Source organism: Sphingobacterium faecale, from assembly GCF_016746095.1.
Classification (GTDB): Bacteria; Bacteroidota; Bacteroidia; order Sphingobacteriales; family Sphingobacteriaceae; genus Sphingobacterium; species Sphingobacterium faecale.
Genome location: NZ_JAERTY010000001.1, coordinates 428,962 through 453,385, shown reverse-complemented (window position 1 = coordinate 453,385; position 24,424 = coordinate 428,962). Strand labels below are relative to the sequence as shown.

Annotated in this window: 20 protein-coding genes; 3 read left to right on the top strand and 17 right to left on the bottom strand. The window is 41.1% G+C overall.

Features of this window, described 5'->3' with window-relative positions; all coding sequences use genetic code 11:
* Nucleotides 1-5: 5 nt before the first annotated feature.
* The 6 genes from JKG61_RS01770 to JKG61_RS01745 all read right to left on the bottom strand — a co-directional run bounded on the left by JKG61_RS01770 (nucleotide 6) and on the right by JKG61_RS01745 (nucleotide 10,238).
* A complete protein-coding gene (locus JKG61_RS01770; RefSeq protein ID WP_202101270.1) occupies nucleotides 6-1,298 on the bottom strand; it encodes a sugar MFS transporter in 1,293 nt (430 codons plus the stop codon).
* A gap of 11 nt (nucleotides 1,299-1,309) precedes the next feature.
* Nucleotides 1,310-2,041 carry a glucosamine-6-phosphate deaminase gene (locus JKG61_RS01765; RefSeq protein WP_021070585.1) on the bottom strand — a complete coding sequence of 244 codons (732 nt, stop codon included), beginning with the start codon at nucleotides 2,039-2,041 and terminating at the stop codon, nucleotides 1,310-1,312.
* Nucleotides 2,042-2,136: 95 nt separating this feature from the next.
* Entirely contained in the window at nucleotides 2,137-3,567 is a 1,431-nt protein-coding gene (locus JKG61_RS01760; protein WP_202101269.1) for a Gfo/Idh/MocA family protein, read from the bottom strand.
* Nucleotides 3,568-3,573: 6 nt separating this feature from the next.
* A complete protein-coding gene (locus JKG61_RS01755; protein ID WP_202101268.1) occupies nucleotides 3,574-5,580 on the bottom strand; it encodes an alpha/beta hydrolase family protein in 2,007 nt (668 codons plus the stop codon).
* 6 nt (nucleotides 5,581-5,586) lie between these two features.
* Nucleotides 5,587-7,140, bottom strand: coding sequence for a SusD/RagB family nutrient-binding outer membrane lipoprotein (locus JKG61_RS01750; RefSeq protein ID WP_202101267.1), 1,554 nt, complete (start codon nucleotides 7,138-7,140; stop codon nucleotides 5,587-5,589).
* 11 nt (nucleotides 7,141-7,151) lie between these two features.
* Nucleotides 7,152-10,238, bottom strand: a complete 3,087-nt coding sequence (locus JKG61_RS01745) for a SusC/RagA family TonB-linked outer membrane protein (protein ID WP_202101266.1) — start codon at nucleotides 10,236-10,238, stop codon at nucleotides 7,152-7,154.
* A gap of 198 nt (nucleotides 10,239-10,436) precedes the next feature.
* On the opposite strand from JKG61_RS01745, the gene JKG61_RS01740 reads away from it, so the two are divergent.
* Together JKG61_RS01740 and JKG61_RS01735 are read left to right on the top strand one after the other, a co-directional pair.
* Nucleotides 10,437-11,861, top strand: coding sequence for a tagaturonate reductase (locus tag JKG61_RS01740; protein ID WP_202101265.1), 1,425 nt, complete (start codon nucleotides 10,437-10,439; stop codon nucleotides 11,859-11,861).
* Entirely contained in the window at nucleotides 11,858-13,492 is a 1,635-nt protein-coding gene (locus JKG61_RS01735) for a UxaA family hydrolase (RefSeq protein WP_202101264.1), read from the top strand. Before JKG61_RS01740 ends, JKG61_RS01735 begins: the two co-directional genes overlap by 4 nt.
* 52 nt (nucleotides 13,493-13,544) lie before the next feature.
* On the opposite strand, the gene pstB is transcribed toward JKG61_RS01735, so the two are convergent.
* The 11 genes from pstB to JKG61_RS01680 form a co-directional block, all read right to left on the bottom strand.
* The gene (gene pstB, locus JKG61_RS01730) at nucleotides 13,545-14,291 is read right to left on the bottom strand and encodes a phosphate ABC transporter ATP-binding protein PstB (protein ID WP_202101263.1); all 747 of its coding nucleotides are present in this window, start codon (nucleotides 14,289-14,291) and stop codon (nucleotides 13,545-13,547) included.
* Complete coding sequence (gene pstA / locus JKG61_RS01725) at nucleotides 14,281-15,138, bottom strand: phosphate ABC transporter permease PstA (protein ID WP_202101262.1); 858 nt, start codon at nucleotides 15,136-15,138, stop codon at nucleotides 14,281-14,283. Before pstA ends, pstB begins: the two co-directional genes overlap by 11 nt.
* Complete coding sequence (pstC, locus tag JKG61_RS01720; protein WP_202101261.1) at nucleotides 15,128-16,018, bottom strand: phosphate ABC transporter permease subunit PstC; 891 nt, start codon at nucleotides 16,016-16,018, stop codon at nucleotides 15,128-15,130. Before pstC ends, pstA begins: the two co-directional genes overlap by 11 nt.
* Nucleotides 16,019-16,054: 36 nt before the next feature.
* A complete protein-coding gene (locus tag JKG61_RS01715; protein WP_202101260.1) occupies nucleotides 16,055-16,912 on the bottom strand; it encodes a substrate-binding domain-containing protein in 858 nt (285 codons plus the stop codon).
* A 162-nt stretch (nucleotides 16,913-17,074) separates the two neighbouring features.
* Nucleotides 17,075-17,887: a siderophore-interacting protein gene (locus JKG61_RS01710; RefSeq protein ID WP_202101259.1), complete on the bottom strand. Its 813-nt coding sequence runs from the start codon at nucleotides 17,885-17,887 to the stop codon at nucleotides 17,075-17,077.
* Nucleotides 17,888-17,891: 4 nt separating this feature from the next.
* Nucleotides 17,892-18,857: a siderophore ABC transporter substrate-binding protein gene (locus JKG61_RS01705; protein WP_237249339.1), complete on the bottom strand. Its 966-nt coding sequence runs from the start codon at nucleotides 18,855-18,857 to the stop codon at nucleotides 17,892-17,894.
* Nucleotides 18,854-19,636 carry an iron ABC transporter ATP-binding protein gene (locus tag JKG61_RS01700; RefSeq protein ID WP_202101258.1) on the bottom strand — a complete coding sequence of 261 codons (783 nt, stop codon included), beginning with the start codon at nucleotides 19,634-19,636 and terminating at the stop codon, nucleotides 18,854-18,856. Before JKG61_RS01700 ends, JKG61_RS01705 begins: the two co-directional genes overlap by 4 nt.
* Nucleotides 19,609-20,562, bottom strand: coding sequence for an iron chelate uptake ABC transporter family permease subunit (locus JKG61_RS01695; RefSeq protein WP_317192363.1), 954 nt, complete (start codon nucleotides 20,560-20,562; stop codon nucleotides 19,609-19,611). The genes JKG61_RS01700 and JKG61_RS01695 overlap by 28 nt, the downstream gene beginning before the upstream one ends.
* A complete protein-coding gene (locus JKG61_RS01690) occupies nucleotides 20,562-21,524 on the bottom strand; it encodes an ABC transporter permease (RefSeq protein ID WP_202101257.1) in 963 nt (320 codons plus the stop codon). The genes JKG61_RS01695 and JKG61_RS01690 overlap by 1 nt, the downstream gene beginning before the upstream one ends.
* A gap of 121 nt (nucleotides 21,525-21,645) precedes the next feature.
* Nucleotides 21,646-22,692, bottom strand: a complete 1,047-nt coding sequence (locus JKG61_RS01685; RefSeq protein WP_202101256.1) for a YncE family protein — start codon at nucleotides 22,690-22,692, stop codon at nucleotides 21,646-21,648.
* The gene (locus JKG61_RS01680; RefSeq protein ID WP_202101255.1) at nucleotides 22,679-23,848 is read right to left on the bottom strand and encodes an alpha/beta hydrolase; all 1,170 of its coding nucleotides are present in this window, start codon (nucleotides 23,846-23,848) and stop codon (nucleotides 22,679-22,681) included. Before JKG61_RS01680 ends, JKG61_RS01685 begins: the two co-directional genes overlap by 14 nt.
* A 188-nt stretch (nucleotides 23,849-24,036) precedes the next feature.
* Here JKG61_RS01680 and JKG61_RS01675 point away from each other — a divergent pair, with 188 nt between their 5' ends.
* The gene (locus JKG61_RS01675) at nucleotides 24,037-24,423 is read left to right on the top strand and encodes a DUF5856 family protein (RefSeq protein WP_202101254.1); all 387 of its coding nucleotides are present in this window, start codon (nucleotides 24,037-24,039) and stop codon (nucleotides 24,421-24,423) included.
* Nucleotide 24,424: the final 1 nt, after the last annotated feature.

Sequence of the window (24,424 nt, the reverse complement as noted above, 5' to 3'; positions counted from 1 at the left end):
ATATCTTATATCTTTTTCCATGAAGTGACTTTATGTCCATAAAAGGCATAGAATGTAATATACAAAAAACAAGGTATTAATACCCAATAAGCCAGCTGTTCATTCACCTTATCCGCTACAGCTCCATAGATCATCGGAAGGATGGCGTTGCCACACAGCCCCATGATCAATAATGCCGATCCCTGTTTAGCATATTTCCCCAAACCATCGAGTGCCAAAGGCCATATACCTGCCCAAATAAGTGCATTAGGAAGACCTATAAATACCAAAAACCAAATGGAAACATTGACATCATACCCCATCCAGCCTACGTTTTGATTCATCACGCAGACCATCACCGCGAAAAACAGCCCAAGCAAACTACAAATCTGCAACATACGCTTTTGACTCAGAACCTTAGGTATCAAAAGAATCCCAAGAAAGTAACCCACAATGGTAGCAGAAAGCGTGTAAGAAGGAAAGGACTTTGCTTCCAACAAAGTCACCCCCATAGAGTCTGCATAGCTAATAATGGTATCGATCGCGATTACCTGTGTCCCCACATGTAGAAAAATAGCAATAGCGCCCAGTACAAGATGCGGAAATTGGAACAAACTATCCCGACCTGCTGACACCTCTGCGCCTTCAGGATTTTCGATCTCAGGAAGCGGAGAGAATCGAACGAACAAGCCAATTAAAAATAAAACAGCTGCCATAACGGAATAGGGCACCACCACGCGCATGATCAAATCATCAAGTACTGCTGCTCTTAAGACATCGTCCATTAATGGAATAGCCTTAAAAAGCTCATTATCACTCGGTCTTAAAATAGCCCAGGAGAATACTAAAGGAGCCAATATACCGGCTCCTTTATTACATATCCCCATAATACTGATACGCTGAGCGGCACGTTCTTTATCTCCTATCAACGTGATATACAGATTAGCAACAGTTTGTAAAACAGCCAAACCAGCGCCTAGCGTAAATAATCCTAACAGGAAAATAACATATGTACGTCCAAATGCGGCAGGAACAAAAAGCAATGCCCCTAAAGCCATAATCCAAAAGCCGACAACGATTCCCTTTTTATATCCGACACGTTTCAATAGATAAGAAGAAGGCATAGACATCACCAAGTAAGAAATGTAAAATGCAAACGCTACCAAGTAAGACTGAAAATTGGTCAATTCACAGGCTATCTTAAAGTAAGGAATTAGGATGGCATTCACCCAAGAAACAAAGCCGAAAATAAAAAACATCATTCCGATAATTCCAATCGAAATATAGGTACTCTTCTTATCTAATGTCTGTGTGGTCATAAATACGGATCTTATAATTTAGAAGATGAACCCTGATCTAAAAACACCACACAATCTTCATGTTGTTGTAGTATACTGGATGGATTCAAGTTAGAGATTGGTAATGTCAGGCAGTTTTTAACTGCTTCCGCCTTTCGTTCATCAGGCACAGCACATACAATCTTTTTTGACTTCATTATCTGTTTGATAGACATCGATATAGCCTGTAAAGGCACCTCTTCAAGACTTCCAAACCACCCCTCACCCATTTGTTGTTGTCTACATTGCTGATCCAGATTCACAATAAGATAAGCATCTTCGACATCAAAGTCTGCAGGTGGATCATTAAATGCCAAGTGCCCATTTTCTCCGATTCCAACGAAAGCAACATCGATCGGATGGGCACTTATTTTCTTCTCCAATCGCTCACACTCTTCCTCTGGATTATTTTCGCCATTGATAAGGATTACCTCCAATAGAGGATCTACTTTTGCTACAAAGCGCTCAGTAAGATATTTACGAAAACTTGCTTTATGTGTAATAGGCATCCCAATATATTCGTCCAAATGGAACATACGGACCTTAGACCAATCAATTCCCGCAGTTGCAATCAGTGTTTCGATTGTTTCAAACTGACTCTGCCCGGTAGCCAAGATTATATTTGCCTCCCCTCTTTCCGCAATAGCTTGTTTAATCCATTCTGCGCCCAATTTACCCGCATGTTTTCCTAAATCCTGACGTGTTTCAAATCTTTCAATCTTCATTAGCAATAAAATTATTTATGAGTATACAATATAGTAGGCACAGCCTTATTGGGCATCATGCCTATTTTTAATCCATTCGATATATGAACACAATACTATAGGGTAATTACCTTGGTATTGCCTCCGGTTTTTAGGTTGATATCATGAACGATGTTTTCTTTCCATCTTCCCATGGTAAAGTCGGGAATTGCTATAGGCTTGGAGCCATTTGCCACCGACCATTCACTCAATGGACCGATAACACTCCAGGACGCTGCATCATACACATCCATATCCACAGGCAATCCGTTTCTTAAGCAATCGATCAGCCTCCAGTCCATCATAAAGTCCATACCACCATGTCCACCGATGTCCTTAGCGAGCTCGCCAATATGTTTTATAATCTGAGGCTCACTATCCATTCGGAGTTCGTTTAGTTTATCCTCTGTTAGAAAGTCATCATGCCCTATAGCTATTTTTCCAGGAAGTGGATACTTTTGTGCAAATGCTTTCGTACCACTCACCATATGGATCCTAGAGTAAGGACGAGGAGTGCTCACATCATGTTGCAGTGCGATCGTAGCACCGCTATGCGTCATAATATTTGACAGGTTCATGTTGCCCCGGAATGGCTTATCCAGATAACTTTCAAATCGCTTATCTTTTGCAGCCATTTCCTTCGCCTTATTTCGCAAACTAAAATCAGCAGAGGACATCGATGATAGATACTCCAACCGATTACCTCTATTGATATTAAGCACTTGACATACGGGCCCTATCCCATGAGTCGGATAGAGATTACCATTGCGGTGCGCATTCTCCTTCAATCGCCAAAAATCATAACGCTTCTCTTCATCAAAAAAGCTATTCAAGATGTCATGTATATAGGCCCCTTCACAATGTACAATATCACCGAAGAATCCCTGTCTTGCTAAGTTCAATGTTAATAATTCAAAGAAATCATAGCAACAGTTTTCCAAAATAACACAATGCTTCTTGGTACGCTCAGAAGTCATCACCAATCGCCAGCAATCCTCTACTGTTGTTGCAGCGGGTATTTCCAAAGCCACATGTTTTCCATGCTCCATGGCATAAATAGCCATCTCTGCATGTGTGTGCCAATGTGTAGCAATATAGACTAGATCGATATCTTCCCTTGAACACATATCTTTCCATGCTGTATCACCAGCAGTATACAACTGTGCTTCGTGTCCCCCCGACTGAATACGTCTTTTAGCTGCATTCGCTTTTTCGGCCCGTACATCACATATGCCCTGTATACGTACCCCATCTATCCGACTCATTCGCTCGACCGCAGCAGACCCTCTGTTTCCAACACCTATAAAGGCCAATCTAACCGTATCCAAGGCAGGCGCAGCATAGCCAGACATATTGAAAATTGGCTTATATTTCTTCTCTGCCTCTTTTACAATATTCTTGAGCTTGCCCTTATCTTGCACCGCAGCACTTGACTCCAATACAGGAGCCATCAATCCCAATCCTGCTAATCCAGAGAGTTTTAAAAATGATCTTCTATTTGTTCCCATAGTTTATTAATTAAAGTGAATTACACTTTCGTTATTTAACAATTCCTTTAGACGCTTTACCTTATATTCAAAATCAAGCTGTTCACCTGTCAAGACTTTTCGGCCAGAAGTACCGATCAATCCATCAATATAGAACGCTCCTTTTCCCAGAGCCAACAACAACTGCACATCCCCCCAAGAGATAATACCTGGTAAATGGATCGCCATATTAGTTCCCTCTTTTGTTCGATCCGCTGCGGCAACATAATCAGGCACATAACTGTAGGGCAGATCATAAAGGAGATATTGCATAGCTGAAGGATACATCGCTCCATACATCAAGGCACAGACTGCAGTCTCCCGGTCGCACACTACTTCGATTTCGGCATTCGGAAACTCCTTTTTAATGTATCCGATAACCACATCCATCTCGGATAGCCAGATAGACATCATGGACTCTCCCAACCATAACAACGATCGCGACAATGTATGAAAACGCGGCAGCTGCCCATCGATCTGATCGGCACTCATCGAGCTACGTTCGCCCAAGCCAAAAAGATCAACCAATACCACCGTTTCACCAGCTTTTACCCAACCTGAAATCTTTTCCGGTACGACCTCCCTATTCCCTTTCGAACCAAATACTATTTTCAACTTATTTGACACCTCTGCCGGACTTTCTATCACAAGAGGTATTAACTTGCCCTGCGCCGTACTAATAACCAAGCGATGATACTTTCCCTGATCAGGTATAGATTCTGCAAGCTGAACACTATCGCGCTCAACCTGAATCATTTTAGCCAACTCCCTTACTTTATCCGTTGCATCTAAATGACTGCTCGACAGCAACTCTTTGGACAGGTGTTCTGCACGTTTTCTCACATAAGATGAGGTTGTAGGCACCTTGTTTTTCAGTGTATTATCATCTAAAACACGCAACTCCGCATCCCTTATCTGATAAAACATTGTATCCACCTTATTTCTCTTCACTTCAAAACAGGAATCAAACCAGTCTAACATACTCAACCGCATAGCTAGTGTATAATCATGCTTCTCATCAAACAATTCATAAGCGAGATTCTCCGCGGCGTGCATATCACTATAAAAAGGTTGGGCTTTATTAAATGTGCGCAACATTTCACCAACATTGAACGCAGCATTGCCATCACGTAATGCGGATAATATCTTAATAGGTTTGGGCGCCACTGCTGTAAGCATATCACTTGTTTCCAAATGCATCAATCCATGTGGTAAAAGCTCACAAACACAGTTGCTGTTCAGGATATAGGATTCAAATGTACCAACGCTCACCACAGGCACTGCCGCTTTTATCCGTTCATCCAAAGTAGAAATCCAAAACGTCTGATTACCACCTCCACTAGCCCCAGTGGCAGCAATGCGCTCACTAGCCACATATTCTAATGATTGTAACAGATCGATTGCCCTTTTATTTTCTAGAACCTGCATCCCCATCAAGGGAACACCCAAATCAAGTAAGGACGAACCTAAACTCGCACCGTGATACTCATGGACATGATTCGCTCCCCTTTCTCCTGAGCCCCAGGCGTCCATCGTCAAACAGACATAACCATTCCGGGCCAATAACTGCGCCGTCCGCTGTACAATCTCCCCTGACTTACCATTAGGCCAATGACCATGACTATTTAATATCGCAGGAAAAGGACCTTTTCCTTTTGGCACATACAAATGAGCAGGAACATAGACCCCTTCCATCGTTTGGAATACAATATACCGAAGTACAAAATCTCCTAGATCCCGCTCCTTTACCACCTGTATATCAAAGCTTCCCATCTCCGCCTTATCTAAGCCGAGATGAGAAGTCACATATCCGTAGATCGATTCTTTAGAACCATTATGTTGCATACATACCTCTTTCAATCTATGTTGGACATAGTTAGCCGTCCGATCCAAATGCTTGGGTATTCCCAATACCTCGGGTACCGTATCCTGTCCAATCACTATAGCATTAGAAGCCATCATCATCATAAAAAGAAAATAGATATGGAATCGCATACATTATTAATCAACATCCCACCATACACGTGTCGCTGCATTGTCCTTTCCTCCCAACAAAGCCCTTCCTTTAGTGAGTTCTTCCAAATTATTCGTTTCCTCCGTCAGAGGATACGGCATTCTTTTGATAAATGTGCCTACAGGAAGATCTGCGTTCTCCGAATTCAAGAGATTATACATCTTTGGAAATCCCGATCTCCGAAACTCCGCCCAAGCTTCCATGCCATCAGGATAAATAGCGAGCCACTTTTGCGTCCCGATCTGTTCACGTTGCACCGCCGGATCAGCATCCCATTTCACCGGAGTAGTAGCTACCGCAGGAGAATTGTGATAATCACCAGGCGCAGCTGGCTGTACAGAAGAACTCAAGTACCCCTGTATTTGACCTGCATCGTTTATCCCCCATTGCTGCATACTCAACTTGACCCCTTCTTCATACATGGCTTGAGCTGTACCATTCATATTCCAGCCGTTCAACGCCCCCTCTGCACGTAGAAAATAAGACTCCGCAGCAGACATGATATGAAAACGTGCAATCAAATTTGGTGTAAGCAAAGCTTTTTCTCCTACATATTCAACCCAATATTTACCCACATTAGAATTAGAACCAGCTTGATTCCGTACTATACCCAAATCGGCTGCAGGCATCCCATTACGCAAGCTATTAAACGTACCTCCAATTACACTTGGTTGAAAATACTTCTCTATACGCGGATCTACATACCCCTTCAAGTAAGATGCAATAGTAGAACTCATCGCAAACTCATTCCAGGCAGCCACTTGAGACAAGCCATTCGTATCATTCCCTTTCAATGATTTGGAAAGTGAAGCATTCTGACCGTTATTCAACATCACGCCAGAGGCTACAGCGGCCTCAGCCTCGGATTTTGCTCGACTAGCATCCACTTTCGAAATACGTAAGGCTAGACGAAGACGTAACGAATTTGCAAATGCGATCCAATTATTGATATCACCACTATACATCAACTCATACCCTTGATAAACTTTCGTGCCAGTAGGAAGCGCCTTCAAATTGTCTACCGCAGTTGTTAACCTTTTGAAAAAATCATCGTAGATTTTATCCATAGGATCATAAGAAATCACATCCTTAGATTCCGCCGCATCAAAATAAGGTATAGGCCCAAACTGGTCCGTCAATCTATGAAATGCGTATACCCATTGAATATTAGCCAATGCAGCTTCGCCCGAATTAGGTTCCACATTATCTAAAATAGATTTCAGTTGTGGTGCAGTATCTACATATACCACTGTCCAGAACCGACGTTGCCAATCGGGTGTCAATGCATAACGGTCTGTCCGGAATGAGGTAGTAGTCAGTGCAAAGTACTGCGCATACAAATCTGGACCTAAATTCTGTACCGTCTGATAGAATGAGCGATTCATCGCTGCCGATGATTGGGCTTTAGCAAACATAAATGGCCGTTCCCGTGACCCCACTTCTGTTAATTTATCGGGGTCTGTATTTATTTTTTCGAAGTCTTTGGTACAGGATAACAATCCCATACTGATTACCATACTATATATTATTGATCTTTTCATGGTTTCTTTAGTTAAAATGTCAGTTTAAGATTTAGACCGTAGGTACGCACCCCTGGCGCAAGACCAACTTCCACGCCTTGGTAATTACCAGATCCCAGTGCACCTTCAGGGTCGATAGGATTTTTGATCTTACCGATTCCCGGGATATCCAATTTAGACTTACCACGATAGAAGAAAAATAGATTTCTTGCTGTTAGAGACACTTGGGCAGCCTGCAATCCTTTAATCTTGCTTACATCAAATTTGTAAGCCAATGCCAATTCACGCATACGGACATTAGTCATGTCATACACAAAAAAATCACCCCAAGCATCACGACCATTCTGCCCCACTTTCTGCCATAATTGCTGGGCGGTAATAGCCACTGTATTAGCGCTACCGTCTGCCTGTACTGCATCCAGAACCAAACCACCTTCTCTATACTTCTCTGTAAATTCTGCTACACCATAAGAAGCTAAATAAGCAGCAGTACCCGATACGATCTCTCCTCCTATGCGTGCATCGATAAGGGTATTCAACGTAAATCGCTTGTAATTGAAGCTATTCGTCCAACCAATCAACGCATCAGGATTGAAGTTTCCCAATTTTTGATTACTTTCTACAACTGGCAAGCCCGTAGCATCGACAACATATTTTCCAGTACCAGGATCCTGTTTCCACTTATGTCCATACAAGTCACCGTATTTTCCACCCTCATTGACAACCACTGTAGCATATTTTGTACTCGCAGTGACGTCAACGCGCTTCGTCTTCGAGTGTAGTTTCAGGACTTTACCTGCATTGGCAGCAAAGTTGATTCCCGTATTCCATTTAAAATTCTCCTTTTGCACAGGCACAGCAGTCAATTGTATCTCAAACCCACTATTTTGGATATCACCGGCATTGATATACTCTCTACTAAACCCACTAGCCATTGGCATAGGGATAAACATCAGCTGATTGACCGTATTGCTCTTATAATACGTAGCATCAAATCCCAACCTATCGTTAAAAAATTTCATATCTACCCCGACCTCAAAGGACGTAGTTTCCTCAGGTTTTAAGTCGGGAATAGATTTGGTTGCACTTCTGAAGACAAATCCCTTTTCAGCACCCCAGTCAAATTGGTATAACTGCTGTAACTGTAAGGGGTCAGGATCATTTCCAACTTTTGTATAGGAGCTTCTAGCTTTTCCAAAGGTAACCCAATCTGGGAGATCCAACCATTCGTGAAAAACAACGGAAAGGCCTGCAGACGGATAGAAGAAACTGTACGGTGCTGACAATGTAGAAGACCAATCATTACGAGCAGTAAGGTCTAAGAAAATATTATTATAAAAACTCAACTGTGTACTCGCATAAATCGAATTTAATCTACGTTCATAATTCTTGACATCCTTAAACTCCGGAGTTGTAGCCACTAAAAAGGAAAAATGGTTTGGGATACTCAGCCCATTCGCCATATTTTGGAAACTATTATAGTTCCGTTTCAAAAAACTAGTCCCTACCGTATAATTCAACTGAATATCTTCGTGAAGTTCATGTTTCCCATTCAACAGAAAATCAAAATTCTGTTCCGAATATTGTGTATGCGTTTGATAATATTTCCCACCATCACGTACATCACCTAAGGAAACCGTACTGTGAAAAAATGAACCATCGATGACATCTCTGTACTTATCAAAAGAATAACGCCCCAAAATATTCAACCAATCGGTCAATTGATACGAAACCGAACCCAATGCTGTAATCCGATCCCGAGCTTCATTGACGGATGTGCGGTTTATACTCCAATAAGGATTATCATAGATAGAAGAACCCGACCAATACTTGCGTAGTGGTTTACCATCAGATGGATCAATTGTCTCATAATCGTTCAATTCTACGTCATCCATATCCCTAGGCATGATATAAGCCTCTATCGGCATTCCTGTATCGCCCAATCGAGGTCGATTAGCAATCTGCTGATTGACATAATTAAGTTTTACATCCGTCTTAAGACCTGGAATCAACTCCGTATTCAGTCGCAGATTCAGACTATTCCGTTTCAAGTCATTCCCTTGAAATATCCCACCGATCTTATTATTGCTGTACGACATATAGCCCTGCACTTTTTCAGTCCCTCCATAGGTGCTGATGCTGTTATTAAACGTAGCAGCATTTCTATAGAAATCCCTTACATTATTTTTATAAGTAGCACCTTGTTCGCCCCAACTTTCGCCAATATTTACGCCTTTCTTCCCACCGTTTCCACGTCCATAGGAATTTTGAAAATCAGCCAACATATTGACTTGATCCAGTGATGCACTACCATTATAGTCAATGCTATAACGCCCGGCTTGCCCTTGCTTTGTGGTAATGACAATTGCCCCATTGGCCCCTCTTACCCCATACAGGGCCGCCGCCGATGGACCTTTTAGAATATTGATGGATTCAATATCGTCGGGATTGATATTCGCAGCTCCGTCACTGGTACCATAATTAGGTGTTGTTCCAGTGGCCTGAGGGCCAGCCGTATTATCATAAGGCACACCATCCACCACGACCAAAGCATTATTATTTCCAGCGATAGACTTATTACCCCGTAACACGACCCGTGCAGCACCTCCCGGGCCTGTAGAGGCTGTAGTTACTGTAGCACCAGCCACCTTACCGGTCAGGTTGGTCATAATATTACCACTGTTATCCCGGACGTTGTTTACAGCATCGCTAGCCAATTGTTGCGTAGAATAAGTGAGCCCCCGAGTCTCCCTTTTTATACCCAAAGCTGTAACCACAACCTCCGATATGGCCTCTTGCTGAGATTCCAGTTCAACACGGACAAGCTGAGCTGCTGTAACGACATGTACCATCGTCTTATAACCGACCATCTGGATCTGAATCTGATCTCCCGAAGCAGCTTCTAGACTAGCCTCTCCAGTAGCATTAGTAGCTGTAGATTGTTTGGTACGTTTGTTAGTTAATGATACACCGACAAGACTAGTCTGACTAGACTTGTCCATAACGGTAAATTTCCTGGACACATTGTCCTGCGCAATTGCCAGACTAATCTGTAGTATTCCAAGAAGTGCGAGCAATCCAAGTGAGAAGACTCGCGTTAAAAGTTCTTTTCTCATCATAATAAATAGGGTTTATAGTAATACCGTCTTCATGCAGACGATAGGTTCAAAGAAATAAGATTCTCCTCATGTTTGCAATCAAATGGCTAAATATAGTTCCGATAACGCTACCGATTAATTTACTTCTTTAACTGTCAAAAAAAGGATAGAATTGCAACAATTACTTTAATATCCAACGGTAATCAATTTCATTAAGCCATGCAGTTAAACAGAGAAAATCTTCCCAAAATCAGCAATCAAGTAGATCAGGAGTACCTTCCCTCTCCTAAACTAGCTACTCGTGTCTTACTATTTGGCACAGGCGTACTGCTACGTGCCCTACCTGCATTTTGTATCGAAGAGGCCAATCGGTCAGGCACATTCAATGGAGGAATTGTAATGATCAAATCGACTCAAACAGGAAGTATAGAACCTTTCTTACAACAAGATGGACTCTACACTCTACGTACTGCTGGCATCCAATACAATAAAGAAACAACAACGCAACAAATAATTACCTGCGTAAACGACATACTCGATGCCAACTCTTCATGGAATACTATTCTTGAGCATGCCCAAAACAAACAAATAAATATCATCATATCTAACACGACCGAGAAAGGAATTGTGGATGTGGAAGATGACCTCTTCGCTTTTCCACCGAAAAGCTTTCCTGGCAAATTGACAAGCTATCTCTATGCACGTTTTCAGCACTTGGGCGCTACAGACGAATCAAAAGCTATCGTACTGCCCACAGAGCTAATAGATGACAATGCGGTCAAACTAGCACAAATCGTAAGAAAACTAGCTACAGGTCACAGCTTACCAAGCGCATTTATCCAATGGTTAGATACCCATGTTTATTTCTGCAATACGCTAGTTGACCGTATTGTACCTGGAGCAATTACATTACAAGATTCCTCCTACACCGATAAATTGGCCATCGCAGCAGAACCTTATTTCCTTTGGGCGATCGAAAGTAAAGATGATTATGTACAACAAGAGCTTTCTTTTATAGGTCTCTCCCCACATACCTTCATCTTACCATCCATAGCATCAGTGCGAGAGATCAAACTACGGATACTTAATGGCGCACATACTTTGACTGCAGCGGCAGCACTCCTAGCACAACATCGTTTTGTGAAAGACAGCCTTATGGACTCAAACTACGAACGATTCATTAGCCGACTTATACATCAAGAAATCAGCCCTTCCCTTGAAGCAAAAGGCATACAAAATAACGATATAACGCTTTTTTCGGAAAGTATTATCGATCGGTTAAAAAACCCCTTCATAGAACATCAATGGAACAGTATTGCACAAAACTACCATGCTAAAATAAAAAGCCGGGTACTGCCCCTATTATCCTACTGGTACGCATTTCAAGAGCAAGCTCCTCAATATATAAGCTTCGGATTTGCGGCCTACCTTTTTCTGATGAAAACACACATACATCTGTTAGAAGACAAAAGTCTAGCGGATGAGTTTAAAAATCTAAATTTTGACAAAACAGAAGAATTCTTATCCAATAAAACCATCTGGGGGACAGACCTTACGATTTGGCCGTCTTGGGCTCCCGCGATAAAACAGCATCTCCAACAATTGGAAACAGTATCAATACATCAAATCATGCAACGTTTATGAAAGCACTACAACTACATCCAAAAGACAATGTGATTATTGCATTACAAGAATTAGAAGCAGGAGCATCTATCGCTATAAATGACAAAACATATACCGTAACCGAAAAAATTCCAGCAAAACACAAATTCCTAGCAGAAGACTTACAAACAGGGGGACTTATATATATGTACGGAGAGGTCGTCGGATCGCTCTCCCAAAACATGCATTGCGGTCAACTTATCAATACATCTAATACTGTTCATGCCAGTAGTCCGTACAGCTATCAAGGATATCGCCATCAATGGGAAGCACCTGATTTATCCCGTTTCAAAAACAGGACTTTCAAAGGTTATCACCGCACCGATGGCCGGGTAGGAACAGCAAACTATTGGTTGTTTATTCCCACAGTATTCTGTGAAAACAGAAACCTAGATATTCTCAAAGAAGCTATGCTCGAAAATCTAGGCTATAGTATAAGTAATCCTTATAAGGATTACATAGCGCATCTCGTAGACGCCTACAATAATGGTCAGACATTAAGTGAATTTACCCTAGATAACCCTAGTAAACCTACAGAGAGACGGCTTTTTAAGAACATCGATGGAATCAAATTTCTGAGACACGAAGGGGGCTGTGGAGGAACCCGCGAAGATGCCCAAGTACTCGGCAAGCTATTAGCAGCATACATCGATCATCCAAACGTAGCAGGAGCTACCATATTAGGGTTAGGCTGCGAAAACCTACAGCTGCAGCTATTGTTCGACGAACTAAAACAAAGGAATCCTACGCTAGACAAACCCATATTACATTTTGAGCAACAGGCAGTAGGAACAGAGACGATGCTCTTAGAAAAAGCGATGACTGGTACGTTCAATGCGCTTATTGAGGCTAATAAAATAGAGCGTCAGGAGGCACCGCTCAGCAAACTTGTCTTAGGCGTCAAGTGTGGCGGATCTGATGGTTTTAGTGGAATATCTGCAAACCCTTCTATCGGATACACCTCTGATTTATTGGTTGGCTTAGGAGGCTCCGTCCTACTGGCCGAATTTCCCGAACTCTGTGGTGTCGAACAACAGCTGTTAGATAGAATGCGTAATCCAGAACATGCAGATAAGTTTGTCAAACTTATGGAAAGCTATGGACAGGCCGCAGAGAAAATTGGTTCTGGATTCCATATGAATCCTTCCCCTGGAAATATAAAAGATGGTTTGATTACGGATGCGATGAAAAGTAATGGGGCTGCAAAGAAAGGAGGTAACTCCCCGATTGTAGATGTGCTAGATTACACCGAACCCATAACTCATACTGGACTGAACCTCGTGTGTACTCCTGGTAATGATGTCGAAGCGACAACAGGAAAAACGGCCTCTGGAGCCACATTAATACTGTTTACCACAGGACTAGGAACCCCTACAGGAAACCCTATATGTCCGACGTTGAAAATTGCAACCAATGACCAAGTGGCTACCCGTATGAAAGATATCATAGACTTTAGTACAGGCGGTGTTATCTCAGGTCAAAAATCAATACAGGAAATGGGGGAAGACATCCTTGAACTATGTATCAAGACCGCTAGCGGAGAGATAGTGCCCAAAGCCGTACAACTACAACAGGATGACTTTATACCTTGGAAGAGAGGCATCAGTCTATAATACTTTAATTCTGTTGCTTTCATACGGAAGCAACAGAATTAAAACAAACAATTTAACCAAAGTTACCATTGATATAATTCAATGTCATCTCGTTCTTAGGGGCATTAAATATCTGACTGGTCTCCCCCTCTTCTTTCACTTCCCCTAGATACATAAAGACGGTCTTATCAGCAATCCGTTGAGCCTGTTGCATATTATGTGTTACGATCACGATAGTATATTTTTCCTTCAGATGAGAAATCAGTTCTTCAATCTTCAATGTACTCACAGGATCCAGCGCAGAGCAGGGTTCGTCCATTAAGATAACCTCCGGGCGCAAAGCTACAGCCCTAGCAATACACAAGCGTTGTTGCTGTCCTCCTGAAAGACGTGTAGCAGGCATCTTCAGATCATTCTTCACCTCATCCCATAAAAAGGCTTCCCTCAGTGCTTTTTCAATCACCTCCTTACCATGAGGCAAGTTATTAATCTTCAATCCATAAGCGATATTTTCATATATACTCTTGGGAAACGGGTTTGCTTTCTGGAAGACCATACCTATCCGTTTTCTTATCTCTGTAACAGGAATAGCGCGATCATAGAGGTCTAAATTTTCCAATTTAAGTAATCCAGTAATTTTGGCATCAGGAGAAAGATCGTGCATACGGTTAAAACTACGCAATAAAGTACTCTTACCGCAGCCGGATGGACCTATCAATGCTGTGATTTCATGCTCGTTAAAAGAAACGTTAATCTTTTTCAACACCTCTTTTGTTCCGAAACTTATCTCTAGATTTTCTGCAGATAATTTAGTTTTCATTTTTCCTGTATTTGTAACGTATATAGAAAGCTGTCAGATTCAGCAAGAAGACAACAATAATTAATACTAGAGCCGTACCGTAAGCGATAGGACGTACCTCTTCAATAGACTGATGTTGCGTAGAAAGCATATAAAGGTGATAAGGCAAAGCCATGAACTCATTATCAATAGCACCTCCTACTCCGTTGATATAGAACGCCGCTCCTGTAAATAGAATAGGTGCTGTTTCTCCCGCCGCCCTAGACAATGTAAGAACAACACCGGTCAAAATACCGGACATAGCCGATGGCAATACCACATCTTTTATAGTTTCAAACTTAGTAGCTCCTACAGCAAGAGCTGCTTCGCGCGTACTAGCCGGAATACGCATCAAAGCCTCCTCCGTAGTCGTAATAATATAAGGTAAAGAAAGTAGCCCTAAGGTCAAGCCTGCCGATAGCATAGAAGTACCAAACTGTAATGCCTGTACAAATAAAGCCAATCCAAACAAACCGTATATAATAGAAGGAACTCCCGACAAATTACGTATGGCAGCACGTATAATACGCGTCAACCAATTATCCTCAGCATATTCATTCAGGTAAATAGCACAGCACACACCAAAAGGAATAGAAAACAAAGCGGTAAGCAGCGTCAACAATACCGTACCAATAATAGGGGTTAAGATACCACCTTTAGTCATTCCTTCACGCGGCACCTCAGCTATAAACTCCCAAGATAAGGACCCCGCACCTTTAGATACAATCTCCCAAAGAATAATAACCAAAAAGAAACATACTAATCCCGTACTGAGCAACAGCGTACCCCACTCGATGATTGATGTAAAATTAAACTTCTTACGCTGCATGATACTTTCTAAAACGGTTAATAAAAAATTCGCCCACCAAATTCGCTATCAGTGTCATGAAGAACAATACGGTAGCAATGGCGTAAAGTGCAAAATAATGGGTGGTCTGATAGGGTACTTCCCCCATCTCAATAGCGATCGTAGCTGTCATCGTCTTTACCGAATCAAACATTCCCTCAGGTAGTAACGAAGCATTTCCCGTAGCCATCAACACCGTCATTGTCTCGCCTATAGCACGCCCTACTCCTAGCATTACTGCCGCGATAATACCCGGTGCTGCCGCAGGAATAACAACTCGGCATAAGGTCTGCCATTTAGTAGCTCCGACACCATAACTAGCTTCCTTATACGTTTTAGGAACAGCATGAATAGCATCTTCTGCAACAGTTATAATAGTAGGCAGAGCCATTACAGCTAAAAGAATTGCACCATTCAACGCGTTCAATCCATTTGGTAAACTTGCCAGGTCAGCTATTCCAGGCCCTACCAATACAATTCCTAGGAAACCAATTACTACAGAGGGAACCGCAGCCAACATTTCAATCACTGGTTTCAGGATATTCTTCAATTTAGGACTAGCATATTCTGCTATAAATGCTGCAGTACCGATCCCCAATGGTATAGCGATTACCATCGCCCCAAAGGTGACCAATGTAGTACTGAGAATAAGCGGTAGCATACCATACTTTGGAGTCTTTCCTGTCGGGTTCCATTCCAACCCTGTAATAAAATCCAGTGGCTTCACATCCAAAAAGAAAGAGAATGAATTGTACACCAACATGGCTAATATTCCTCCCAATGCCGCCAACACAAGGAGTCCTGTGATTTTAAAAATATATTTGAATGCTACATCCAAAGACAATCGCGTTTTAAACTTCATCTGTGTCTGAATTATTTCTTTATGGAGATATCTCTGCTAATCCTTAATATAATAACCATGGTCCTTTATGATCTCTTTACCTTTATCACTTTGCTCAAATTCGATAAAAGGCCGAACCTTTTCCCAGGAGCTAGCGACAACAAACTGGTATAACGGACGTTGAAAAAAGTACAGACTGTTATTGATTGCTTCGATATCGTTGGGAGAATAAGCAACAGCTGTAGGAGTTTCCTTTATCTTAATTAATCGAATACCTTGCTTCGTTTCTGGCTCATCCCCTAGATATCCTGCTCCAATGTAACCAACACCAGATTTATCTACCTTTACCCCTTCAATAATCTGTGCATTACCAGTCATTTCCTTTGCAGCCGCTGAAAACTCAATCTTCAGTTTCTTCTTGACAAAAGAATAAGTCCCCGAACTGCTTTGACGTCCATAGATATTAATAGGAAGATTCACAGGTGTCAATTCATTCCAGTTCTTAATGGTACCATCTAGAATTTTAGCAAGAGTTTCTAGATCCAATTCTTCCAAAGGTAAATCCTTGTGGACGATAAAGGCCGTAGCATCTTCAGCGAAAACGACGGTTTTCAGTGCAATTTCCTTCTTTTTAAACTGTTCGATTTCCTCTTCAGAAAGAGGCCGTGAGGAATTGGCAATATCAGCCTGCCCGTTCAATAACGATGTAATTCCTAAACCGGATCCACCGCCTGATATGGCAATACTAAAACTAGGATCAATCGCGGTGAATTTCTCGGCTAGATTAACAGCTAGGTTAACCTCAGTATCTGAGCCTTTCATCTTTATGGAATGATCTTTGGACGTACAACTGTAAACAACAGTCAGTACCACGAGTCCCAAATAGGTTAAACCAATAGGTCTGATTCTCTTCATTACCACAAAAGTGACACTTTAATATAAAGAGAAGTTTAACCTAACATTAAGTACATGTTAAGAGGAGGCTTTTTTGTTAAAACTGTGTAAAAAACCCATTAAATACACATAAGTTAACATAGCTCTCTACATTCTATTAAAAAGTTAGAGGGCTATGTAACATTACTTCGTTTTTTCTTCCTGTCGGTCAGCGGCAGACTTGTCTTCTGCCACACCGGCTTTCCAATAGGAGAATGCGTAATAATCGCGATTACTCCATCCCAGGTCTTCTTTAAAATAAGAACGCAATGAACGTACAGAGCTGTATTCGCAAGCGACATAAGCAAATCTAGAACCTTCAGTAGGCAAAACTACCGCTTTCGCCCGTTCTGCAATTGCACTACCTTGCTCAGGATGAGCATTAATCAGCCACTCTACCTCAAACCCTTTATGTTTTACTTCTGGGTGAATATCTGCTTCACTAGGAACCTCCACTATACAATACCCTTTAGCATCGGCAGGGAGGCTTTCCAAAATACAACAGATAACGGGGATTGCCGTTGCATCTCCAATTAGAAAGTACCAATCCGCTTCCGTATAATGCTTGGTTTCTCTCACTTTCATTGCTATTCCCAACTGATCAGATTTTACGGCATTTCTCGCCCAAGCCGAAGCTGGCCCATTATCTCCATGATTGACAAAATCAATGGTCATCTCGTTAGTGTCCGGATCAAATGCACGATGTGTATATGTACGTACCAGTGGTGTTAGATTTTCATCAGGCATTACCCATTCTCCCCGTTCATTATCGAATGTAGGAAATTGAACTTCCTTTGTTCCAGTTGGTGGAATAAAAATCTTATTATTCGCTCCTAAGGTACATTTCCCAAAATCAGTATCCTCATCCGCTTTTAACCGCACGCGGATATAATGTGGCGTAATGTACTCTTTAGCTGTTACCTTAAATATATGTCTTGCGATAACTGTCTTTTCCATACTATTATTGAATTAATTGAACAATATCATCTACCATCAAATTGATAGAGGTTAAGCCTCCACCTGAAATAAACCAAACATTAGGGTCCAGATAGAACATCTTCTTATTCTTATAGGCATTAGTCATTTTAATCAGCTTGTTTTCTACCTCTTCCCGACTAGCTGTCTTCCCCAGTACAGCGGCATTTCGGTCTACAATAAATAGATAGTCCGGATTAGCCTCAGCAATAAGCTCATTAGAAACACGCTGACCATGTACCGATTCATCTTCTAGATCCAAGACAGGCTTTATCCCCAATACATCGTGGATAAAACCAAATCGAGAACCTTTACCGAATGCGCTGAATTTACCGTTGTTATAAATCAAGAACAACGCTTTATTCGGATCATCTTTAAATTTTGCCTGAGCGGTCTCGATCCTATGTTTCAAGGAGTCAAGCTTAATAGTTGCTAACGCCACTTCCGAAAAAATAGAAGCAATCATCTGAACATTCGCCTCAAAAGAGGATAGGTAATTTTTATTATCTGTTCCGACAAAGACCGTCGGGGCTATTTCGCTCAGTTCATCATAAAAACGTTCCTGTCTTGTCGATATAAAAATCAAATTTGGTTTCAATGCGGAGATGGCCTCAAAATTCGGTTCAATAACGGAACCCACATCAGTGATAGATGGATTATCACGATAATCTGAAAGGTAATCCGGCAAAAATTTCTTCGGGACTCCTGTTGGAACCAAGCCCAACTCCTTCATCGTTTCCAATGCACCGATATCCAATACCACGACACGTTCTGGCTTCACAGCTACTGCGATATCGCCATATTTATGATGTACTGTGATTAAGCTATCTGCCCCCCCCTCCGACTTCTCGTTGCTTGAATTGGATTGACAGGCAATCGTACTTAAAAACAACAAACCACACATTGTTATCTTACCTAGGTTTCCTAACATCATATGTATACTCATCTTCATAGATTAAAATAATTACAAATCTTTTTATCATTTCTCTCGATAATATCAAACTCTATATCAAATATATCTTTGAGGACTACTGGATCGATAACTTTGGCCGTTTCATCATCATAACAGATATTCCCATCTTTCAGCGCTACAATCCGATCCGAATACTGAGCCGCAAAGTTGATCTCATGAATCACAATGACCACCGTCTTCCCCAGTTCATCCACCAAACGACGCAATGTCTTCATAACATGTACTGCGTGTTTCATATCTAGATTATTAAGAGGCTCATCCAACAATATAAAATCGGTATCTTGAGCAATAATCATCGAGATAAAAGCACGTTGTCGCTGTCCTCCACTCAATTCATCGATATACGTATCCTGCAAATTCATTAAATCAGAAAACGCAATGGCTTCATCGATTTTTTGCTCATCAAAAGCACCTAATTTCCCCTTACTATAAGGAAAACGACCAAAAGAGACTAGATCTCGCACGGTCAATCTCAAGTCCAAGTGATTGGACTGCTTTAGTATAGAAAGTTTCTTCGCAAGGTCTGTTCCTTTATAAGTGGACAATTCCTTATCCAGAAAACTAACCGTCCCACCATCCTGCTTTATCAATCGACTGATAATAGACAACAATGTACTTTTACCCGCTCCGTTGGGTCCAATTAACGAAGTAATTTTCCTATTGGCAATACTCCCCGAGACATCTTTCAACACCTCTTTTTTGCCATAATATTTAGCTATTGTTTCAAACTCTAACTTATTCTTTTCCGTGTTATCCATAATAAATACATAAAATATACCCCACCCATAAAATTTATAATAATACTGACCGTCGTAGAAAACTGTAGAATATGCTCTACTAAAAATTGACCAAGAATCAGTGTAAGACAAGCTACCAAACTGGATATCACCAACATGAAACGATGTTTACGTGTCCTGAATAATTCATAAGTCAAATTGGTAACCAAAATCCCTAAAAACGTAATCGGACCGACCAAAGCTGTAGAAACAGATACCAAAAGAGAAATGACAAATAGAAAACGCCTAACCATCTTATCGTAGTCTACCCCCAAACTTATTGCCTGATCCCGTCCCAATGCCATTACATCAAGGTATCTTGCATTCCATCCGGTATAGATCAAAGCTACAAGCATCGTTATCCCTGCTACACTTAAGAGTTTGGTATTCATCTTAGCAAATGACACAAACATAAAGTTCTGTACAATAGAAAATTCGTTTGGGTCGACCAGCACATGCAAAAACTGGCTTAAGGTCATAAACAACGTTCCCAGAACCATTCCCGTAAGCAGTAGATAATACATGCTTCTCCGGTTCTTACCAAATAGCAGAAAATACAGCAACAGGGAAAAACCTAACATAAAAAGAATAGCATAAAAAAAGTTCTCCTGCTGACTGATTACTTTGAACGCCTTATCGCCGTATAAAAAAACGATCAATGTCTGAAAAAGAATAAAAACGGCCTCATACCCCATAATTGAAGGGGTTAAAATTCTATTTGCGGTAATAGTCTGAAAAATAACCGACGAACAAGCCACACTAATGCCAACCACAAGCATGCTCAACAAACGAATAGAGCGTTTTTCAATCGAATAACTATTCGTAAGCTCTACACCATAAAGTATAAAAGATCCTCCGACCAGGAGCAACAACGCCACTATTATCAAAAACTTAAACTTTGCTCCCACTATTTCCGCTTTAAAATCAAAACCAAGAACACAACACTGCCGATAACACCAACAATCATCCCTATGGGGACCTCATAAGGATAAACGATAAGCCTGCCCATTAAATCACAAATCAATAAAAAAACAGCACCCACATACGCAATTAAAGGAAGTGTCCTCCTAAAATTATCCCCAACAATCATACTCACCACATTCGGAACAATGAGCCCCAGAAAAGGAATTGCCCCAACTGTAACGACCGACGAACTAACCACCATGGATACAACAAATAAGCCCAGATAAACGATCGCCTCATACGATAGGCCTAGACTCTTGGCAAAACTCTCGCCCATCCCCGCAATAGTTATCTTATCTGCATACAAATAGATAATCGCTACTGCCGGTAAGACTAAAAATACAGCTTCATATTGCCCCTGCATAACCGATGAAAAATCACCTAAAAGCCATTCCTGTGTATTCTGGACAATTCCGTGTTTGTATGCAAAAAAGGTTGATACAGCGCTCAAAATACTACCAAACATCAACCCTATCAATGGAATAAAAACAGTACTTCTCAATTTAACTTTATGTACAAAAAATATAAAGAGAAAAGAGGTCAAAAAGGTGAATCCTAATGCAAATAACATCCGTACAAACAACGAAGAGTTAGGTATAAAAATCAAAGCAGTCAATATACCCATCTTTGCAGCCTCCAAAGCTCCCGAAGTCGTGGGAGAAACAAATCTATTCTGGGATAATTGCTGTAGGACAAATCCCGCAATACTGACTCCTGAGCCTACAAGAATCAGCGCCAGAGTCCGTGGGATACGGCTAACCACAAAAAAAACCAATTTATCCCCGTCTCCAAACAAATCCAAAAAACGTACATCCTTGACGCCTGTAAAAAGAGAAAACCATATCAATACAAGCAATATGATTAGCGCACAGGCCCAGGCAGCAAAACTATTCTTTAAAAAACTCAAATCTTTCAATTATATGTCTATAGTAGATTATATTCTACAGCTCACACTACATAAAACAGACAAGCCGCAGGGAACTTTGACATCTATCAAAGCTCCCTGCGGCATTATAGCAGACCTATTATTAATTTAACCTCGTAATAGTATCTCCTTTGGTATCAACCACTATAGGCTGACCTTCTACGGGCTTACCACCCTTGGCTTTATTGATCACGAAAGCTGCTCCCGATACAGGATCCACTTTCACATGATTAGGGTGAGAACCCGTTTCAAAATCCCCTAGTACAGCTAATGTTTTCGCATCAATGACTGTCGTAGTTCCCGTTTGACGGTTTGCAGAATAGATACGTTGTTTAACCGCATCATAAGCGATACCAATAGCACCCGCTCCTGTCGGAACACTCTGTAGTAGAGTTCCCTGTCCGTCTAAAACAGTTACAGTACCAGATTTCTGATTCGCAACAAATAGCCTTTCCCCATCTGTTGTAATATTTACTGGACCTTCTCCGCCTGAAGCAAACTTAGCTTCGACTTGCTTACTTTTTGTATCCACTACATAAATAGCATTCTCTCCGATGACAGTTAAGAAAATTTTATCTGTACCATTTAAGAAACTCATACCAGTAGCTGTCTTTCCAAGATTCTCTATAGAGTGAAGGTATTTATTGGTCTTACCATCTATAACCCATATACTGCTTGGGTCACCCACATCAGACACATAGATCAGGTTATTAACCTCATCTACCAATACCTCTCGGGTATGTGATTTATCCGCTCCATTGACTATCGTTGCCAATACTTTCCCAGTCTTCAAATCGACTGCACTGACCGAATTTGTTCGCGTATTAGTAGTATAGGCTGTCTGGGTTTTATTATTAATGCCAATTCCAAATGGAGGATTATCTTTGAGACTGATACTATCTACGATAGCAAGACTGCTCGGATTTATTTTATAGATAGCTCCGCCTGGTGCAGTTCTAGAACCAGCTCCTGTAACGTAGATATGTCCATCTTTTTTGCTGATTACAGCTTCATAGACACCTGTACCGGCACGCGAAGATTTCTCGACCTCCTGAGCCGAAGAAGTCATACTACCCAGCAATAAACCAGAGACCAACAACAAAGTCTTCGACGGATAGCCATTCAATTGTTTTAATTTACTTACATTCATATTGTATGTTTTTATGCTTGAAAGAATTTATTTTATTTTCCCAATAGGTATAGAATCTCCGAAACGCACTTTGCCAATATATTGCGCCATGTTTTCCCTCAGAATTTATAGCCAGACTTAATTTCCCCTTATAATGTTGTTCCAACCAGAGGTGATAACGCGCTAGATCCTCGCTCATATTGACCTCAGTCGCTCCTACGCGTCGTTTTATCTCCCTGCTACCCACGTAGAAGTACAGCTCCTGATCCTTATGCTTATCGCCTGCATTAAACAACTCTTTACTGGCATAAGCATAAAGATTCTCCTCATCCATCCATATAGATGGAGAAAAAGCACCTATGACGCCAAAGACTTCCGGATACTTAAGACCAGCATAGATAGAAACAAGCCCTCCCAAGGAACTCCCTACCAAAGCCGTGTTTAAAGGGTCTATAAGTGTTCTATACTGCCGATCCACATAAGGCTTGAGGCGATGGACGAGGTCATCAAGATACCACCATCCCTTAGCAGTCGATAGCTCCTCTCCCACATGCACCATATACTCCTCCTTCCTCACTTCATAATCTTCATCGTGAGCTATTGCTACAACGATAGAAGGCGTAATAGCGCCGTCTAATGTTTCGTCTACCATCCACTCTATAGGTCCAGCCCTTCCTGTTGATGTCGCCTCATCAAATAGATGCTGTCCGTCGTGCATATAAATCACTGGATAGTGCCTATCATCCCTTAAATAGTTTTGAGGAAGATATATCCAAACTTTCTTATAAGCGTTCAATTTCGGAAAGTAAAAATCTTCAGCCAATACATGTACCTGTTTACTCGCCGTAGACGTTGGAAAGAGATCCCGCCAACTTTCAATCGTCAAAAACACCTCTGAATCAGCACTAACAGTTGTCATATGAGCTCCTTCTAATCTTCCACCTTCAGAAGTAGATAGACTTTCCCAACTGCCCCGACTCATTTTCAACTCCAAGTCTCCTTCTTGTACTTCAGGGAGTACAACAGTTATAGATTTACCCTTCTCAGGTATCTCACCGACATAAAGATGATCAGGGGACCAATTATTAAAAGTTCCTGCCAAGTACAACCCTTCGCCAATAAAGCTGGAGCAATTATTAACTATATGAACATATATTTTATGCATCTTCTTAGACATAGCGCTGCTAATTTAGATAAGTTCTAAATAAAATGCAAGATATATTTAAAATGATTCTAAATAACCACGTTTTTTATCAAAACAACAGACATAACAGAAAGATAGTTCTCCTTTAAAAAACAAAAAATAGTTTTGCCTGTTCTTCGTACACAATCTTTTAGTTCAATTAAGTATAAAACACGTAAAAAATGGCAAGTACAAAATCAAACAACAAAGAAGTAGCTAATTTTCTAGCAGAACTAGTTGCATTCCGCAATTCGTTAAAATTAATCCATTGGTCGATTACCGGCAAAGGGAGCTATGAGACACATCTATCCTTAGACCAAGCTATTGATTCTCTTATAGATATTACAGATAGATTGGTGGAAACCACATTTTCTCTAAAGGGAACACTGGATATAATCATACCAGAAACTAAGCGTCCAACAGATCATATTAAGCATATCGAGCAATATTATGCACGTATTGAGAGCACGAGAGAATCTCTGTTTCCAGAAACCTTCTCCCAATCCATAATAGATGATGCTCAAGAAGCCATACAACAGTTGTTATATCGTTTAAAACGGTTAGAATAAA

Coding starts and splice junctions, on each gene's coding strand:
- JKG61_RS01770 (WP_202101270.1), bottom strand. CDS start 1,298: ATGACCACACAGACATTAGATAAGAAGAGTACCTATATTTCGATTGGA.
- JKG61_RS01765 (WP_021070585.1), bottom strand. CDS start 2,041: ATGAAGATTGAAAGATTTGAAACACGTCAGGATTTAGGAAAACATGCG.
- JKG61_RS01760 (WP_202101269.1), bottom strand. CDS start 3,567: ATGGGAACAAATAGAAGATCATTTTTAAAACTCTCTGGATTAGCAGGA.
- JKG61_RS01755 (WP_202101268.1), bottom strand. CDS start 5,580: ATGCGATTCCATATCTATTTTCTTTTTATGATGATGATGGCTTCTAAT.
- JKG61_RS01750 (WP_202101267.1), bottom strand. CDS start 7,140: ATGAAAAGATCAATAATATATAGTATGGTAATCAGTATGGGATTGTTA.
- JKG61_RS01745 (WP_202101266.1), bottom strand. CDS start 10,238: ATGATGAGAAAAGAACTTTTAACGCGAGTCTTCTCACTTGGATTGCTC.
- JKG61_RS01740 (WP_202101265.1), top strand. CDS start 10,437: ATGCAGTTAAACAGAGAAAATCTTCCCAAAATCAGCAATCAAGTAGAT.
- JKG61_RS01735 (WP_202101264.1), top strand. CDS start 11,858: ATGAAAGCACTACAACTACATCCAAAAGACAATGTGATTATTGCATTA.
- pstB (WP_202101263.1), bottom strand. CDS start 14,291: ATGAAAACTAAATTATCTGCAGAAAATCTAGAGATAAGTTTCGGAACA.
- pstA (WP_202101262.1), bottom strand. CDS start 15,138: ATGCAGCGTAAGAAGTTTAATTTTACATCAATCATCGAGTGGGGTACG.
- pstC (WP_202101261.1), bottom strand. CDS start 16,018: ATGAAGTTTAAAACGCGATTGTCTTTGGATGTAGCATTCAAATATATT.
- JKG61_RS01715 (WP_202101260.1), bottom strand. CDS start 16,912: ATGAAGAGAATCAGACCTATTGGTTTAACCTATTTGGGACTCGTGGTA.
- JKG61_RS01710 (WP_202101259.1), bottom strand. CDS start 17,887: ATGGAAAAGACAGTTATCGCAAGACATATATTTAAGGTAACAGCTAAA.
- JKG61_RS01705 (WP_237249339.1), bottom strand. CDS start 18,857: ATGAAGATGAGTATACATATGATGTTAGGAAACCTAGGTAAGATAACA.
- JKG61_RS01700 (WP_202101258.1), bottom strand. CDS start 19,636: ATGGATAACACGGAAAAGAATAAGTTAGAGTTTGAAACAATAGCTAAA.
- JKG61_RS01685 (WP_202101256.1), bottom strand. CDS start 22,692: ATGAATGTAAGTAAATTAAAACAATTGAATGGCTATCCGTCGAAGACT.
- JKG61_RS01680 (WP_202101255.1), bottom strand. CDS start 23,848: ATGTCTAAGAAGATGCATAAAATATATGTTCATATAGTTAATAATTGC.
- JKG61_RS01675 (WP_202101254.1), top strand. CDS start 24,037: ATGGCAAGTACAAAATCAAACAACAAAGAAGTAGCTAATTTTCTAGCA.